Origin of the sequence: Pseudomonas sp. DWRC2-2 (genome assembly GCF_049897885.1) — a bacterium.
GTDB classification, from domain to species: domain Bacteria; phylum Pseudomonadota; class Gammaproteobacteria; order Pseudomonadales; family Pseudomonadaceae; genus Aquipseudomonas; species Aquipseudomonas azotoformans_A.
The window spans coordinates 1,446,770-1,462,853 of sequence record NZ_JAFCXD010000001.1 but is presented as its reverse complement, the minus strand read 5'-3'; the positions used below and the strand labels follow the sequence as shown (position 1 = coordinate 1,462,853).

The window sequence follows — 16,084 nt, the reverse complement described above, 5'->3', positions numbered from 1 at the left end:
ACCATGAGTGACCACTATGCCGAGCTGCTGATGTACGTCGCGCCCGAGCCGATCGAGCAGGCCAACCAGCAGTGGATTGCGCGCATCCTCGACCACCTGAACCTGGGGCGGCGCAATGCCGATCACCTCGACCTGCACGGTCTGTGGCTCGCGCCTGAATTGCTCCTGACCCAGACCTGCGGTTATCCACTGATGACCCAGCTGCGCGGCCAGGTCCGCGTCATTGGCCGACCGTGCTACGCGCTGCCCCACAGCAGCCAGGGCGAGCATTGCAGCCTGTTGCTGACCCGCGATGACAACCCACGTCACACCCTGGCGGACTTCTACAACAGCCGTGGCGTGATCAACGGCCACGACTCCAACAGCGGCATGAACCTGCTGCGCGAATGCCTGGCCCCCTTGCAACGCGACGGGCGCTTCTTCGCCAGCGTCGCCATCAGCGGCGCCCACCGCGAGAGCCTGCGTTGGCTGCGCGAAGACCGCGCCGACCTGGCGGCCATCGACAGCGTCACCTACGACTACCTCGCCCGTTTTGCGCCGCAGGAAGTGGCGGCGCTGTGCATCGTCACGCGCAGCGCACCGAGCCCGACCTTGCCCTATATCGGCCCGGTTGGCTTGAGCGATGAGCAGGTGATTCAGATCCGTCAGGCCATGAACCAGGCACTGCAGGATTTACCGCAGGTGGCCGAGACGCTGGGCCTGCAAGCCGTACTGCCCGCCAGCGAAGACGACTATCAAGTGCTGTTGGGCTACGAGCAACAAGCCGCCAGCGCGGGCTACCCAGTACTTCAATAAGGTTATATAAAAATACCTTTTAAATATTATTAAAGAATAAGCAGCCTTGTTAGGATCGCTCCACCGGAACACCGGACATAACGCGCAGCCTACTCAGATGGAGCCACTATGTCCGGCGCCGACACTTCTCACAGCGATTACGTGGGCGGATTGTTCCGCAGTCATTACGACTGGCTGTGCAGCCGTTTGCACCGCCACCTCGATTCCCGCGCCCACGCCGAAGACATCGCCGCCGACACCTTCGTCCAGCTGCTGAGTGCGCCGGGGGTGATGCCCATTCGCCAGCCGCGTGCGCTGCTCACCACCATCGCCCAGCGGCTGATGTATCAACTGTGGCGCCGGCGTGATCTGGAACGGGCCTACCTCGACGCACTCGATAACGACGAAACCTCCACCGCGCCCTCTCCCGAAGAGCTGGCGCAAATGCTCGAAGCCCTGCAAGCCATCGACCAGTTACTCGACGGCTTGCCGGCCAAGGTCAAGGCGACCTTTTTGCTCTCCCAACTCAATGGCCTGACCTACCCGGAAATCGCCAGCGAACTGGGGATTTCCCAGCGCTCGGTCAGTGACTACATGACCCGCGCCTTCAACCGCTGCCTGCGGCTTTGCCTGGAATGAGCGACGAACTGATCGACAGCGCCACGCGCTGGTACGTGCTGTTGCGCTCCGGCCAAGCTTCGACGGGCGACTGGCAGCGCTATGAACAATGGCGCGCCGCCGACCCGCGTCATGACGCCCTGTGCCGACAGTTGGAAACCCGCTTGGGCGTGTTCCAGGTTCCCCAGGCGCAAGGGGTGAGTGGCAAGGTGTTGCAGCAGGCGCTGGAGGCACCGTCCAGTCGACGGCAGGTGTTGCAGGTCGCGCTGGCCGGTGCTGGTGTGGCAGTTGGCGCGGCCTTGCTGGCCAAGTCGCTGGGCTTGCCATTGACTGAACTGACGGCGGATATCCGCACCGGCACTGGCGAGCGCCGCACCGTCGCGTTGGACGATGGCAGCGAATTGCTGCTCAACGCACAAAGCGCGGCCGACATCCAGTTTGATCCGCAACGCCGCCTGATACGCCTGCGCGAGGGCGAGTTGCTGGCCAAGGTCGCCAGCGACCGCATCCGACCGTTTTTGATCCAGACCGACCAGGCGCGTCTGCGCGCCTACGGCAACCGTTTCCTGGTGCGTGAACGGCAAGGGCAGGGCCAGGTGGTTGCCCTCAACGGCGCAGTGGAAATCGACGGCCAGCAGGGCGAGCGCCTGCAACTCGCCGCCGGCCATGAAGTGCATTACGACCGCGTCGGATTCGGCCCGGTGCAGGCCAGTTCCTCCGGGGCCACGGCCTGGGTCGATGGCTTCCTGCAAGTGCGCGACCGGCCACTGGCCGAAGTCATCGACGCATTGCGGCCTTATCACAACGGCGTGCTGCGCCTGGACCCCGCTGTGGCGGGCCTGCGCGTCAGCGGCTTGTACCGGTTGGACAACCCCCAGCAAATCCTCGACACCCTGGCGCGCACCTTGCCGATCCACATCACCCGCCGCACCGGTTTTTGGGTGACCGTCAATGCTGCGTGACCTCGGTTCTATCGACATAACCAAACGATCTGCAAGTTTTCCCCCCGCCGTCCCACATCACTCCCGTAAGCGCTGCGGGGAGCAGCGCCGTCGAGTTTCCTTGGGGGGAGCCAAAGTGAATCAGTTCAACCGTGTGCCGCTTCGAACCTTTGCCCTGGTGCCGTTCGCCAGTCTGTTGTTGTCGTTTGCCGCGAGTGCCGAAGAGGTGCGCCAGGTCTATCACATCGCACCTGGCCCGTTGGATGAAGTGCTGCTGAACATCAGCCGCCAAAGCGGCCAGGTGATCTCGTTTACGCCGCAGTTGGGTAACTATTCCTCGGCCAGCGTGGACGGTTCTCTGTCGGCGCAACAGGCGGTGGACGCCGCGCTCAAGGGCACCGGCCTGCAAGTCCAGGTGAGCCCGGACGGCGCGTTCATCATCAAGGAAGGCGCGAGCAAAAACGCCACCAGCAACGTCAACGCGCAAACCCGTGCAGCGCAAGCGCCGACCCTGGACCGCGTGGTCGCCATTGGCACACGGCGCAGTGACGCCACCGCCTTGACCAGCGCCGCGCCGGTGGATGTGATCAACGCCGAAGAGCTCAAGCAGACCGGCGCCACCAGCCTCAACCAGGCGCTGTTCCAACTGCTGCCGTCGTTCAACTTCCCGCAAAACCAGAGCGCCACCCGTGGCCAGAACCCCAAGGGCGCGTCCCTGCGTGGCCTGGCGCCGGACCAGACGCTGGTGCTGATCAACGGCAAGCGCCGTCATGCCTCGGCGGTGGTGAACATCTCCGGTGGCGTGCCGTTCATTGGCGCGCAGCCGGTGGACCTGGACATGATCCCCATCAGCAGCATCGACCACGTCGAAGTGCTGCGCGATGGCGCCTCGGCGCAATACGGCTCGGATGCGGTGGCGGGCGTGGTCAACATCGTGCTCAAGGAGCGTGACAGCGGCGGCCAGGTCAACACCCAACTGGGCAAGTACGCCCAGGGCGACGGCTTCAGCAAAACCACTGACGGTTGGTACGGCCTGGGGTTGCCGGGGGATGGCTTTCTCACCCTGAGCTTCAACACCCTCAACAACAAACCCACCGACATTGGCGACCAATACGTCGCCGACGGCCAGTTGCAAGACCCGCGCTGGGGCGGTGCCGGGCGCGATAAATTCAACCTGGCGGCCAACGCCGAAGTCGGCCTGAGCGACCAATGGCGCCTCTACAGTTTCGCCACCTTTGGCCAGGACAAATCGGTAAACAACACGCCGCCGTTGCTGGCGAATAATCCGAATAACGTGCAGGGCATTTACCCCAACGGCACCATTCCCAAATACCGCTACCGCTATGAAGACGGCGCACTCACCGTCGGCACCCGCTATGAAGACGACACGCTTGGCCGCTTTGACCTCAGCGCCACCTACGGTCGCGACAAGCACGATGAACTGGCCTTTAACACCGTCAACCCGAGCTACGGCCTGAACAGCCCGACCAAGTTTGACGTGGCGACATTGGTCAACGAGCAGACCAACCTTGGCCTGGATTACGCCAAGGACCTGGACGTCAACTGGTCGAGCCATCCGCTGACCGTCTCGGCGGGCATTGCCTACCGCCATGAGCAGTATCGTCTGGAGGAGGGCGACTACGAGTCCTACTCCTTTGGCGGCATCAACGGTGTGCAGGTCGGCGCGGTGCAAGCCTCCGGTCTCACACCAGACGACGCCGGCACCTACAAGCGGGATGTCGGCGGCGTTTACTTTGGCCTTGAGCACCAGCTCACCGACAAATTCCAGGTCGGCCTGGCGGGGCGTACCGAGCACTATTCGGACTTCGGTTCGGCCACTACCGGCAAGCTCTCGGCGCGGTATGACTTCACGCCGCAGGTGGGCTTGCGCGCCACAGTGAACAACTCCTTCCGTGCGCCGACCCTGGGCCAGATCGGCACGTCGTGGACCACCACCACCAACGTCGACATCAACGGCAACCCGGTGCTGACGCGCATGTTGCCCGCCGACAACCCGGCCGCCCGTGCGCTGGGCGCCGAGCCGCTCAAACCGGAAAAATCCACCAACTACTCCTTGGGCCTGGTGTTGCGCCCGGTCGAAAACGCTTCATTGACCATCGACGCCTACCAGATCTCGATTCGTGATCGCCTGCTCTACAGCGGCGGTATTTCCGGGCCACGTGCCGAGCAGATCCTGCAGCACGCCGGGTTTGGCCAGTACACCTGGGCGCAGTTCATGACCAACGCGGCCAATACCCGCACCCGTGGCGTCGACATCGTCGGCAAGTACAACCTGGACCTGGCGCAGTACGGCGCGTTGAGCCTGTCGGCCGGCTACACCAAGGCGCGCACCACCATCGAGAAGGTCCACGAAAACCCCAACGGCTTCGACATCCTCACCCGCGAAGCCCGTGGTTTTCTGGAACACGGCTACCCCGAAGACAAGCTGGTACTCGGCGCGACCCACCGCATCGGCGCATGGACCATCGCCCTCAGCGAAACCCGCTACGGCGAATACCGCAAATACGCCGCCAGCGAAGCCAACGCCCAGTACGACCAGACCTTCGGCGCACAGTGGAACACCGACCTGGACGTGAACTACGCCTTCACTAAACAACTGCGCTTGTCAGTCGGCGCCAACAACCTGTTCGACAGCAAGCCCGACGACTTCAACACCCGCCTGCGCCAGACCCCGGGCCAGCAGTACAGCTACTTGTCGCCGTCGGCGCCGGAAGGGGCGTTTTACTACACGCGGCTCAGTTATGACTTTTAACGAACATCACCGCACAACTATGAGGTTGCCGATGAAGCATCTGAAAAAACTCCTGGGCGGTGGTCTGCTGGCCCTGAGCCTGCTGACCCCAGCCGCCCACGCCGCCGAAGCCGTCAAACCCATTCACTTCGGTGATATCACCTGGGAAAGCGGCAGCCTGATCACCGAAGTGCTGCGCCTGATCGTCGAGAAAGGCTACGGCCTGCCGACCGACACCTTGCCCGGCAGCACCGTGAGCCTGGAAGCCGCCCTGGCCAAGGACGATATCCAGGTGATCGGTGAAGAGTGGGCCGGGCGCAGTCCGGCGTGGGTCAAGGCGGAAAACGAAGGCAAGGTGTTCGGCCTCGGCGACACGGTCAAAGGCGCCACCGAAGGCTGGTGGGTGCCGGAGTTCGTGATCAAGGGCGATGCCGCGCGCGGTATCAAGCCGCTGGCGCCGGACTTGAAGTCGGTGGCCGACCTGCCGCGCTACAAGGACGTGTTCCGCGACCCCGAAGACCCGAGCCGTGGGCGCTTCCTCAACAGCCCCACCGGCTGGACCTCGGAGATCGTCAACAGCCAGAAACTCAAGGCTTACAAACTCACCGACAGCTTCGTCAACTTCCGCACCGGCTCTGGCGCGGCGTTGGATGCCGAAGTGGCGTCGTCGATCCGTCGTGGTAAACCCGTGTTGTTCTACTACTGGTCGCCGACGCCGCTGTTGGGGCGGTTCAAGCTGGTCAAGCTGGAAGAGCCGCCGTTCAACGCCGAAGCCTGGAAGACCCTGTCCGACGCGAAAAACCCCAACCCCATCGGCACCCGCTCGATGCCGGCGCGCCTGGCCATTGGTGTGTCGGCACCGTTCAAGGCGCAGTATCCGCAACTGGTGAGCGTGTTTGAAAAGGTCGACCTGCCGATTGATCTGCTTAACGGCATCCTCGGGGAAATGAGCGAGAAACGCACGCCGCCCCGCCAAGTGGCTGAAGCCTTCCTCAAAGACCATCCAGACGTCTGGCAACAATGGGTGCCAGCCGATGTGGCGGCCAAGCTGAAGGGGGCGCTCTGATGCTTAAAATATTCGCTGCTGCGGTACTTTCACTGGTCGCCGGTCAGGTGCTGGCGGCCGAACCGGCCACGTTGCGCATCGGCTACCAGAAAAGCTCTGTGAGCATGGTGCTGGCCCGTGAGCACAAACTCTTCGAGGACGCGTTGCCCGGTACCCAGGTGCAGTGGATCGAGTTCCTCGGCGGCCCGCCGCTGATCGAGGCGCTGAACGGCGGCAGCCTGGACATCGGCAATATCGGTGACATCCCACCGATCTTCGCCCAGGCCGCAGGCATCGATTTGCAGTATTTCGCCGTCGAACCCAACGAGGGCAAGACCGAAGCAGTGTTGGTGCCCAAAGCCAGCAGCGTGCAGAGCGTGGCCGAACTCAAGGGTAAGCGCGTGGCGCTGCTCAAGGGCTCCAGCGCCCACAACCTGTTCCTGAAAAGCCTGCTGCGCGCCGGTTTGCAATGGAAGGACGTGAACGTGGTGTACCTGTCGCCGTCCGATGGCCGCGCTGCGTTCGAGCAAGGCAAAGTCGACGCGTGGGTGGTGTGGGACCCGTACTACTCCGCGGCCGTGGTCGACGGTTCTGCCCGCGTGTTGGGCGACGGCCAGGGCCTCAATCCAGCGGGCAGTTTCTTCGTGGTGAGCAGCCCATTTGCCAAGCAATATCCGCAATCCATTGGCGCGATCATCCAGACCCTGGCCAAGGCGCAGCGCCTGTCCCTCGACCAGCCCGAAGACAGCATCGCACTGATGGCCAAGACCCTGGGCCTGCAACCGGCCGTGGTCAAAAGCTACTTCGAACACCGCTCGCCCGCGCCGATTCGCCCGTTGGAAGCGGTTGACGTCGGCAACCAACAACGCACGGCCGACCTGTTCTTTGCCAACGGCCTGATCCCGAAAAAGGTCGATGTGCAGCAGGCGGTATTCAAGGCGCCATGACCATGCAACCGATCTACATCGACTTTCTCAACGGCCTGGACATCGACGAACTGGGCCTCACCAACGACGAGATCCTCACCGCCATCGAAGCCAGCCTGGCGATCCAGGGCCGTGGCGAGGCGGTGATCGAGCCGCGGACCCACCTGATTCCCGGCGGTGAGATCAACGGCCACTTCAACGTATTGCGCGGTGTACTCGGCGGCGATATTGGCTATGCGGGCGTCAAAGTGGTGGGGGATTTTGTCGACAACTACCGCAAGGGCTTGCCCTCGGAATTGGCCATCCTCAACCTGCTGGACCCGGCCACCGGGATTCCCAAGGCGATCCTGGATGCCTCGGCGATCACCGATATGCGCACCGGTGCCATTACGGCCATCGGCGCCAAATACCTGGCCCGGCCCGACAGCAAAGTGCTGGCGCACATTGGCGCGCGTGGCACGGCGTATTGGAACGTGCGCTTGCTGGATCACCTGTTCGACTTCGACGAAATCCGCGTGCACTCACGCCGCAGCGAAAGCCGCGAAGCCTTCGCTGAGCGCCTGCGCAAGGACCTGGGAAAACCCGTGATCGTCACCGACGATTGGGAGTCCACCGTGCGTGGCGCCGACATCGTGGTCGAGGCGTCGCGCCTGGACCAGCCCGAGCCCTTGTTGCGCACCGAGTGGATCAAACCCGGCGCCTTTGTGGTGCCCTACGGCACCATGAGCGCGGTGGAATTGTCGCTGACCGACATCATGAGCAAGTTGGTCGTGGATGATTGGGGCCAGTGCAAAGGCGGGCTTTTTGGCGCGCTACGTGCCCATGTCGACGCAGGCAAACTCAGTGCCGAAACCCTGCATGCCGAATTGGGCCAGATCGTGGCCGGCTTGAAAAACGGCCGGGAAACCGCTGAGGAAACCATCCTGTTCTGGCATCGTGGCCTGAGCCTCAGTGACATCGCGCTGGGCCATGCACTGCTGGAGAAAGCCAAGCGCCTGGGGATTGGCCAGCGGCTGCGCTGGGCATGATTCACTTCGATCCCCAAGGTTTAGCCCTGGCAGATTTGCTGGCGATTGCCCGGCAGGATGTGCCGGCGGATTTCTCTGTGCAGGCCCGTCAGCGCATCGATGAAGGCCACCAGTTGTTGGTGAAACTGGCGGCTGAAGGCACGCCAATTTATGGCGTAAACACCGGCCTCGGTGCTGCGGTGGACACGCCCGTGGCACCCGTGCAGGCGAGTATTCCGTTGGGGCGCGCGGTGGGTGTCGGACGCTTGGCCAATCGCCAGGAGCTGCGCGCCATCACTGCTGCGCGCCTGGCCGGATTGGCTCAGGGGCGTTCGGGTATTTCAGCGCAAGCTGCGCAGGCGTTGCTGGATTTACTTAACTCGGGTGCCGAACCGGAGGTGCCGTTGCTCGGTTCCTTGGGCGAGAGCGACCTGGCGCCGTTGGCACACTTGAGCCTGGCGCTCTCGGTGCCTTTGACCGGCAAGGATGGATTAGCGCTGGTCTCGGCGAATGCCGCCAGTGTCGGGCTCGGCGCATTGCTGGTCGCCGAGGCACAGCAAGTGTTGGCAGCGGTGCTGGCGGCGCTGGCGTTATCGTGCGAGGGCTATCGGGCCAACCTGAGTCCGTTCCAGCCATGGGCTTCGCGCCTGCGGCCGGCACCGGGGCAAACCGAGCAGTCGGCGGCGTTGTTGCAGTTGCTGGCGGGCGGTGAGCTGGCGGACAGCCCGCGTCGTCTGCAGGACCCCTTGAGCTTCCGCTGTGCCACGGTGGTCCAGGGTGCGGCGCAGCAGGCGTTGCAACAGTTGCATGAGCTGGTCGAACTGGAGTTGCGCAGCGGTGCGGATAACCCGGCGTTGATCAGCGAAGAGGCGCTTGTGTTAGCCACGGCGAATTTCGACAGCACGCATTTGGCGCTGGCAGCTGAAGGCTTGGGCCTGGCGCTCAATCGAGTAGCCGCATGCAGCGCCGAGCGGATTGCCAAATTGCTATCGCCGGCTTCGAGTGATCTGCCGCGCTTCCTCATCACTCAACCCGGTCATGTCGGTATGGCCGCCTTGCAGCGCACCAGTTCGGCGTTGGTCGCGGAAATCGGGCACCTGGCCAATCCGCTGCCGGCGGTGAGCGTGCCGGTGGCGGACCGTGTTGAAGACTATGCGGGCCAGGCTTTGGCCGTGGTCGACAAGACCCGTCGCTTGACCGAGCGGGTGTTGTGGCTGGTCAGCATTGAACTGATCGTTGCCGCGCAGGCGGTGGACTTGCGCGGCGAGCTACGTTTAGGTGAAGGCGCTCGGCAGATCCATGAAACCGTGCGTAGCCAGGTGGTCCACCTGGACCAGGATCGCTCGGGTTCGGTGGATGTGCTGGCGTTGAGTGCCTTCATCTCGACTCATGGGTTTTCGGCGGCCAACGCCGCAATCACCGCCGGTCGCTCACCCACCCGCTGCTGAAACGCCGCCAGCGCCGGCCACTCACCCAAATCAATCGCATGAAACGCCGCCCAACGCAGCACCACGAACAGGTAGGCATCCGCCACCGAGTACCGCGCACCCAACAGGTAATCCTCGCGCTCCAGCGTCTGCACCAGCACCGCGAAGCGCTTGAACAGGGTGGCCTGGAATGAGGCCTTCACCTCGCCCTGGATCGCGCCGTTGAAGAACACCGCCAAGCCGCCATGAATCTCGGTGGCGATGAAGTTCAGCCATTCCTGCAGACGCACGCGTTCCCAGCTGCCAGTGGACGGCGCCAGGTCTGCGGTGGGTTTCAGGTCGGCCAGGTATTGCAGGATCGCGCTGGCTTCGGTCAGCACCTGGCCGTTGTCCAGTTTCAGCGCAGCAACGTAGCCTTTGGGGTTGATCTGCAGGAAGTCGTCGCCGTCGGCGGTGGTCTTGGCTTGGTTATCCACCAGGACCAGGTCGAACGGCAGCGCCAATTCGCGCAGCACGATATGCGGGGCGAGGGAACAGGCGTGGGGGAAGAAATACAGTTTCATCTGGGGCAGCTCCGTTGAATTTGCGCCAGTCTCGCGGGCGTGGCACCGTGCGTAAAATTAAATGTTCAGACCCCCGCCATAAGGACAGCTACTGCCATGATGAACCTGATGCACTGGCGCTTGCTGGTGGCCGTGGCCGATCACGGCAGCATCACTGCCGCTGCCGAACGGGTGGGCATGACCCAATCCGCCGCCAGCCAGGCCATGGCCGGTATGGAGGCGACGCTGGGTGCGCAGTTGTTTACCCGTGAACCGCGCAAAACCCTGCCCACCGCCCTGGGCTTGAGTGTGATCGAGCAGGCGCGGGTGATGCTTGGGGCCTTGCAGGCGATTCGCAGCACCGTGGACGAAGCCAGGCCGATGCTGCGTGGGACGATTCGCATCGCCAGTTTCCCCATGGTGCTGGCGACGTTTCTGACACCTGCTTTGCAGCGTTTTGCGCAGCTCTATCCCGGTATCGAGGTCACCACCCTGGATGTCACTGACAACGAAGTGCTCACCCTGCTCGACACTGGCCTTATCGATTTAGGCGTGGTGCTCAACCCCACGCCCGAGCGCAATGCGACGGTGTTGGGCCGTGACTTATGGATGGCCGTGCTGCCAGTGGCGCATGCGCTGGCGCAACGCCCGGCGGATGCCACGGTGTCGCTTGAGGAATTGCTTGAGCAGCCTTTCGTGCTGGCTACCGGTGGCTGCACCGCCAATGCCCGCAGCCTGGGCGCCGCGGCAGGCCTGACCCTGCGCGATATCCGCGTGGAGGTGCGTGAATGGAACAGTGCCTTCAGCCTGGTGCGTGAGGGCGTCGGCGTCACACTGGTGCCGGAAATGGCCTTGCCGTCCCAGCGCAAGGGCCTGCGCGTGATGGCGTTGGATGTGCCGCTGCACCGCGAATTTGCCTTGGTCGGCTCGCCGGACCGCCCACCGTCAGCCGCCGCCCTCGCATTGTTAAAAATGCTGGCTGACTAGTGGCCTTGCATAGCGCCAAGCCCTGTCTATGCTCACCCAGAACCGTTGATGACGCTTGGCATATAAAGCGATTCGGATGGTTATTTCCCCATGAAGGTGTGCCAGCAATATCCAACAAATGAATGGAATGCGCCTTCCAGGCGCCGGGAATCTAGGGTGATCTGACCATGTTCAACCGCCATCACAAATCCGACCTGCAACAAATCGAACGTTTCTCCTGCGCCCTCACCGAATCCAACGCCAAACTGGCCGCCATCAGCCGTTCCATGGCCATTATCGAGTTCGACCCCAGTGGCGTGATCCTCGACGCCAACGACAACTTCTGCAAAACCATGGGCTACAGCGTCGAGGAAATACGCGGTAAACATCACCGGCTCTTTTGCGACGAGCCCTACACCCATACCGACGCCTACGCCAAGCTATGGCGCGACCTGGCGCGGGGCGAGGCCCTTAGTGGCACCTTCATGCGCCTGAACAAGCATGGCCAGGAAGTCTGGCTGGAAGCCAGCTACATGCCGGTGCTGGACAAGGCCAATCACGTTCAAAGCGTGATCAAAGTCGCGTCGGATATCACGGCGCGGGTCCACCACGAACATGAAAACCAGAGCCTGATCGATGCTATTGGCCGTTCCATGGCGGTGATCGAGTTCACCCCGCAGGGCCAGATCATCAACGCCAACGAAAACTTCCTGAAGACCGTGCAGTACTCCCTGGATGAAATCGTCGGCCAGCACCACAGCCTGTTCTGCCACCGCAACGAAGTGGAGTCGCCGGCCTACAAGGCGTTCTGGGCATCGCTCAATCGTGGCGAATACCACTCGCACCGCTTCGAGCGCAAAAACAAGTACGGCAAGACCCTGTTCCTGGAGGCGTCCTACAACCCGATCTTCGACACCAATGGGCGCCTGTACAAAGTGGTGAAGTTCGCCAGCGACATCACTGACCAAGTCACCACCTTGCGCACCGCCGCCGACTCGGCCCACGCCACCTCGGTGCAAAATGACGCCTGCGCCCGCAAGGGCTCGGAGGTGGTGCAGCAAACCGTGCAGATCATCGAGGAAATTTCCCACGACCTGAACCAGGCGGCGCAGAGCATCGATGCGGTCAGCAAACAATCGGACATCATCGGCGCCATCGTGCAGACCATCCGCAGCATTGCCGAGCAGACCAACATGCTGGCGCTCAACGCCGCGATCGAAGCAGCACGGGCCGGTGAGCATGGGCGCGGCTTTGCGGTGGTGGCGGACGAGGTGCGCAGCCTGGCGGCGCGAACCAGCCAGGCGACGGTGGAAATCGTCGATGTGGTGCGCAAGAACCACGACTTGTCGCTGAGCGCGGTATCAAGCATGCAATCGAGCTTGAGCCGCACGGGCTTGGGGGTGGAATTGGCGAATGAAGCGGGGCAGGTGATCCTGGAGATTCAGGAAGGGTCACGGCATGTGGTGGATGCGATCGGGCAGTTCAATTCGACGTTGCAACTGCAATAAACGCATTGTCGGCTTGATAACCCGATCACTGTGGGAGCTGGCTTGCCTGCGAAAGCATCACCTCGGTACATCAGAAATACCGAGTGATCCGCATCGCAGGCAAGCCAGCTCCCACACAAGACGGTTTTCACCGTTGATCTGCGGTGCGGCTTAGATCGCCGCCAGGGTCTCTTTCACTGCCTGCGCTTGCGGGTCAACGGTCTTTGCCGCTACCTGCTGCTCTTGCTGTTGCTTCAGGCGTTCGGCCACTTGCTTGGAAATCGCATCCTGCTTTTCCTGGGACATGTTCTGCACGTCCGCCTCAGTCAAACCCTGTTCCTTGAGCAACTGCTCACGGATGCGCTCGGCCGGGGATTTGCTCATGTAGTCAGTGAACTCAGAGCGTGCGGTGCTGGCGGTGGCGCCGGTTTTCGGTACGTCCGGTGTCGTCGTAGCGGCAGTGACGGCCTCTGTGGAAGTCTGCAACTGCACGCGGGTCTTGGCGAAGGCCTCGTCAATGCGGTCGTTGGCCTTGTCCAGTTCCTTCTGCGCGGCCGGCACGGTCACGCTTTGTTGCGCGGCTTGCAGGGCACCGCTGTACAGCGCGCTGGCAGCGGCGTTGGCGGGGTCCATGTCGGGCCGTTTGAGTTGTTGAACGGTCGACACGGCTAAGGTGTTGTTGTTAACCAGCATGATCGTCACCTGGGGAAATGTTCGGTGCCACAGGTGGAGCAAATAGCGTGCCGGGTGTGAACGCTAGGGAATTTGGGGCCTGGCCAAGCTGCTATGGCAAGAGTTGTCCTGCTGCCGGCCATTTCTTGCCGGTTGCTGGCAGTTTGAAAGCCCCTGCAGGCCTGCTCATTATCTCAAAGGCCGATACCCACTAACTGCATCTCCCCTCCATTGACTTCCAGCAACTCACCCCCTGCACCTGTGGCTCTCATGTAGAACCGGGCATGGACTTTTCCAGTGCTGGTATTGAATTCATAAAATGTAATTTCTCCGGACGAAGCTTGAAACTTGAGGGGAGCAGGGTCGGAGGTGTATTTCAATTCGCAGCTGGCGGTCACTTGTCCGCTGGGGTTGCTGATGGTGTATTTGTCTCGGTCTCCCGTAATTCCACTTGGGAGGTGAAACTCCAGGTAAGCGGCATTTGAGCCTTGCATAGTGGTATCCAATACATAGCCGAAGGGCGTTTTCTTTAGCCTGATTTCGTCGGCGATGTATTCAAAAATCACGCTGCCCCTGACCAGTTGTGCGGTAAATGTTCCATTGGTGGGATTTTTGTCGTCGCGTTCAACTTGGGAATTTGTCATGACGTTATCCTGATGTGTTCGCTAAGGGACTTCTAGAGCTGTCCAAGCCCTGCTCAAAATCTGATGCCTATAGCGACTTCAAGTCTACTGTCAGAAATAACAGTCACGACAAATGGCAGCGTTGCTGTCAGTGGGCGATGTTTTCCAGCGCCAGGTTCCGCGTACGCGGCCCGAACCAACTGATGGTGATCATCACGATCAACATGCTGCTGGCAATGAATGCCAACACCCCCGGTGTGCCCAGGTGTTCGAGGATAAAACCGATCAACAAGCTGCTGAACACCGTGGACAAACGGCTGAACGAGTAACAGAACCCTACCGCCCGTGCGCGGATGTTGGTGGGGAACAATTCACTTTGGTACGAGTGATAACTGAAGCTCAGCCACGCGTTGCAGAAGGTGATCATCACCCCACAGATCACCAGCCCCACCGCCGTGGTTTGCAGGGCGAACAGGCTGCCGAAGACCATCGCGCCCAACGCCGAGCCGACGATCTGCCATTTGTTCTCAAAGCGGTTGGCCACCTTCACGAACAGCAACGGCCCCAGCGGGTAGGCGAGGGTGATGATGAAGGCGTAGAGCAGGCTGTGGGTCACGCTGACGCCCTGGCCCGACAGCAACGCAGGCAGCCAGTTACCAAAACCGAAGAAGCCGATGGCCTGGAACACGTGAAACACGATCAGCATCAAGGCGCGGCGGCGGTATGGTGGTTGCCAGATATCGGCAAAGCGACCGCTGCCCTGCACGCTGACGGCTTCGGGCTCGGGCTCATCCAGTGGTTTGCCGTGATCTTTCTGACAGCGCGCTTCAAGGTTGTCCATGATCACACCGACTTCTTCGAAACGTCCTTTTTGTGCAAGCCAACGCGGCGACTCTGGTAAACGCTTGCGCAATTGCCAGATAAACAGCGCAAACACGGCGCTCGACAACACCACCCAACGCCAGCCGGACACGCCGAACGGCGCCTGTGGTACCAACCACCACGACATCAACGCCACCGCCGGCACGGACAGGAACTGGATAAAAAACGCAAAGGCAAACGCCGAACTGCGCATGCGCTTGGGCACCAGTTCCGAGAGGTAGGCGTCGATGGTCACCAGCTCAATGCCCAGGCCAATGCCGACCAGGAAGCGCATGCAGATGATGCCCACGGCGGAGGTCTGGATGCCCATCAATACCGTGGCGACGGTGTACCAGATCAACGCAAAGGTGAAGATCGCCCGCCGTCCGAAACGGTCGGCGATAGGGCTGAGCAGGCTGGCGCCGAGAAACAGGCCGAGGAAGGTTGCCGAGGCAAAGGCGGCCTGGTCCGAGAAACCGAACACGCCTTCGCTGCCGGTGTGGAAAATCCCGTCACTGATCAGGCCGGGGCTGATGTAGGCGGTCTGGAACAGGTCGTACAGCTCGAAAAAGCCGCCGATGGACAGCAACGCCACCAGGCGCCAGACCGTGGCGACGGCAGGCAGGCGATCGATGCGTGCGCTGATATGGGCGGCGCGGATCGGATCGATGCCGTCGGTGCTAGAGAGTGCGGGCATGGGGAAACTCAATAAGTGATCGGAATCTCGAATGTTTGAAACGCATCATCCTGGGGATGGTAACCCAGCACCCGCGTGGTTTCGCTCAGGTCCAGGCGCTTGAAGCGGTTATTGGAAATGCCATGGGCGATCAGGTGCTTCACGCCCTCGGCTTCTACCGAGCGTTGCAGCAACTGCACCGCGTCACGCGGGCTGAGCCAGGCGCTGAGGTCGCGGGCGTTGTTGAGGTCGTGGGTTTCGGGGAATTCGAAGGCGCCGATGCGCAGGGCAATGGTGGATAGCGGGGTTTTCGCCGCGTAGTAGCCACACAGCGCCTCGCCGTAGCATTTGCTCACGCCATACAGATTGGCCGGCAGCACCGGCATGCCGGGCGTGATCTGGCGGTCTACCGGGTAGCCTTCGATGGTTTGCGCGCTGCTGGCGAATACCAGGCGCTTTACCCCGGCCGTCACGGCCGCTTCGAACAGGTAGGTGGTGGCGAGGATATTGTTTGGCAGCAATTCATCGAACGAGGCGCTGGCGTGGGGGATGCCCGACAGATGCACGATCACGTCGATGCCGTCGAGCAAGGCCGCGAGTTTGGATGGGTCGCTGAGATCGGCGTGCACGAAGCGGTGCTCGCCCAAGTCGAAATCCGGTGCGATGCGGTCGGTGAGGGTAAAGCGGTAACGGTCTTTGGATGCGTCGAAAAACGTCTTGCCGATTCTGCCGCAGGCGCCGGTGAGCAGTACGTTGAGTCCTTTCAC

Annotated in this window: 15 protein-coding genes and 1 pseudogene; 11 read left to right on the top strand and 5 right to left on the bottom strand. The window is 61.9% G+C overall.

Going from position 1 to position 16,084, the window contains the following annotated elements; translation table 11 throughout:
* Window positions 1-3: 3 nt before the first annotated feature.
* The 8 genes from ACP7EW_RS07170 (at window position 4) to ACP7EW_RS07135 (ending at window position 9,511) form a co-directional block, all read left to right on the top strand.
* Window positions 4-795: a phosphate/phosphite/phosphonate ABC transporter substrate-binding protein gene (locus ACP7EW_RS07170; RefSeq protein WP_426216144.1), complete on the top strand. Its 792-nt coding sequence runs from the start codon at window positions 4-6 to the stop codon at window positions 793-795.
* Between the two features lie 108 nt (window positions 796-903).
* Entirely contained in the window at window positions 904-1,413 is a 510-nt protein-coding gene (locus ACP7EW_RS07165; protein ID WP_033896308.1) for a sigma-70 family RNA polymerase sigma factor, read from the top strand.
* Window positions 1,410-2,354 (top strand): FecR domain-containing protein, encoded by a 945-nt coding sequence (locus ACP7EW_RS07160; RefSeq protein ID WP_426216142.1) that lies wholly within the window; start codon window positions 1,410-1,412, stop codon window positions 2,352-2,354. The genes ACP7EW_RS07165 and ACP7EW_RS07160 overlap by 4 nt, the downstream gene beginning before the upstream one ends.
* A gap of 115 nt (window positions 2,355-2,469) precedes the next feature.
* Window positions 2,470-5,106 carry a TonB-dependent receptor domain-containing protein gene (locus tag ACP7EW_RS07155; protein ID WP_426216140.1) on the top strand — a complete coding sequence of 879 codons (2,637 nt, stop codon included), beginning with the start codon at window positions 2,470-2,472 and terminating at the stop codon, window positions 5,104-5,106.
* A gap of 31 nt (window positions 5,107-5,137) precedes the next feature.
* Window positions 5,138-6,151 carry an ABC transporter substrate-binding protein gene (locus ACP7EW_RS07150; protein ID WP_038850570.1) on the top strand — a complete coding sequence of 338 codons (1,014 nt, stop codon included), beginning with the start codon at window positions 5,138-5,140 and terminating at the stop codon, window positions 6,149-6,151.
* A complete protein-coding gene (locus ACP7EW_RS07145; protein WP_426216138.1) occupies window positions 6,151-7,077 on the top strand; it encodes an aliphatic sulfonate ABC transporter substrate-binding protein in 927 nt (308 codons plus the stop codon). Before ACP7EW_RS07150 ends, ACP7EW_RS07145 begins: the two co-directional genes overlap by 1 nt.
* Window positions 7,078-7,079: 2 nt before the next feature.
* Window positions 7,080-8,084 carry an ornithine cyclodeaminase family protein gene (locus ACP7EW_RS07140; protein ID WP_426216136.1) on the top strand — a complete coding sequence of 335 codons (1,005 nt, stop codon included), beginning with the start codon at window positions 7,080-7,082 and terminating at the stop codon, window positions 8,082-8,084.
* Entirely contained in the window at window positions 8,081-9,511 is a 1,431-nt protein-coding gene (locus ACP7EW_RS07135) for an aromatic amino acid lyase (RefSeq protein WP_426216134.1), read from the top strand. Before ACP7EW_RS07140 ends, ACP7EW_RS07135 begins: the two co-directional genes overlap by 4 nt.
* On the opposite strand, the gene gstA is transcribed toward ACP7EW_RS07135, so the two are convergent.
* Complete coding sequence (gene gstA / locus ACP7EW_RS07130; RefSeq protein ID WP_426216132.1) at window positions 9,451-10,053, bottom strand: glutathione transferase GstA; 603 nt, start codon at window positions 10,051-10,053, stop codon at window positions 9,451-9,453. The two genes, ACP7EW_RS07135 and gstA, sit on opposite strands and share 61 nt — an antisense overlap.
* Window positions 10,054-10,149: 96 nt before the next feature.
* On the opposite strand from gstA, the gene ACP7EW_RS07125 reads away from it, so the two are divergent.
* The 3 genes and pseudogenes from ACP7EW_RS07125 to ACP7EW_RS07115 all read left to right on the top strand — a co-directional run bounded on the left by ACP7EW_RS07125 (window position 10,150) and on the right by ACP7EW_RS07115 (window position 12,506).
* Window positions 10,150-11,019, top strand: coding sequence for a LysR family transcriptional regulator (locus tag ACP7EW_RS07125; protein WP_426216130.1), 870 nt, complete (start codon window positions 10,150-10,152; stop codon window positions 11,017-11,019).
* A 167-nt stretch (window positions 11,020-11,186) separates the two neighbouring features.
* Window positions 11,187-11,963 (top strand): annotated as a pseudogene (locus ACP7EW_RS07120) (PAS domain-containing protein); the annotation flags it as partial.
* Window positions 11,937-12,506 carry a methyl-accepting chemotaxis protein gene (locus ACP7EW_RS07115; RefSeq protein WP_371923946.1) on the top strand — a complete coding sequence of 190 codons (570 nt, stop codon included), beginning with the start codon at window positions 11,937-11,939 and terminating at the stop codon, window positions 12,504-12,506. The pseudogene ACP7EW_RS07120 and the gene ACP7EW_RS07115, both read left to right, overlap by 27 nt.
* Before the next feature lie 150 nt (window positions 12,507-12,656).
* On the opposite strand, the gene ACP7EW_RS07110 is transcribed toward ACP7EW_RS07115, so the two are convergent.
* From ACP7EW_RS07110 to ACP7EW_RS07095, 4 genes are all read right to left on the bottom strand, one after another.
* A complete protein-coding gene (locus ACP7EW_RS07110) occupies window positions 12,657-13,178 on the bottom strand; it encodes a hypothetical protein (protein WP_426216128.1) in 522 nt (173 codons plus the stop codon).
* Window positions 13,179-13,351: 173 nt separating this feature from the next.
* The gene (locus ACP7EW_RS07105; RefSeq protein WP_269131826.1) at window positions 13,352-13,801 is read right to left on the bottom strand and encodes a hypothetical protein; all 450 of its coding nucleotides are present in this window, start codon (window positions 13,799-13,801) and stop codon (window positions 13,352-13,354) included.
* Between the two features lie 127 nt (window positions 13,802-13,928).
* Complete coding sequence (locus tag ACP7EW_RS07100; protein ID WP_426216126.1) at window positions 13,929-15,338, bottom strand: MFS transporter; 1,410 nt, start codon at window positions 15,336-15,338, stop codon at window positions 13,929-13,931.
* An 8-nt stretch (window positions 15,339-15,346) separates the two neighbouring features.
* Window positions 15,347-16,084 carry an NAD-dependent epimerase/dehydratase family protein gene (locus ACP7EW_RS07095; RefSeq protein ID WP_426216124.1) on the bottom strand — a complete coding sequence of 246 codons (738 nt, stop codon included), beginning with the start codon at window positions 16,082-16,084 and terminating at the stop codon, window positions 15,347-15,349.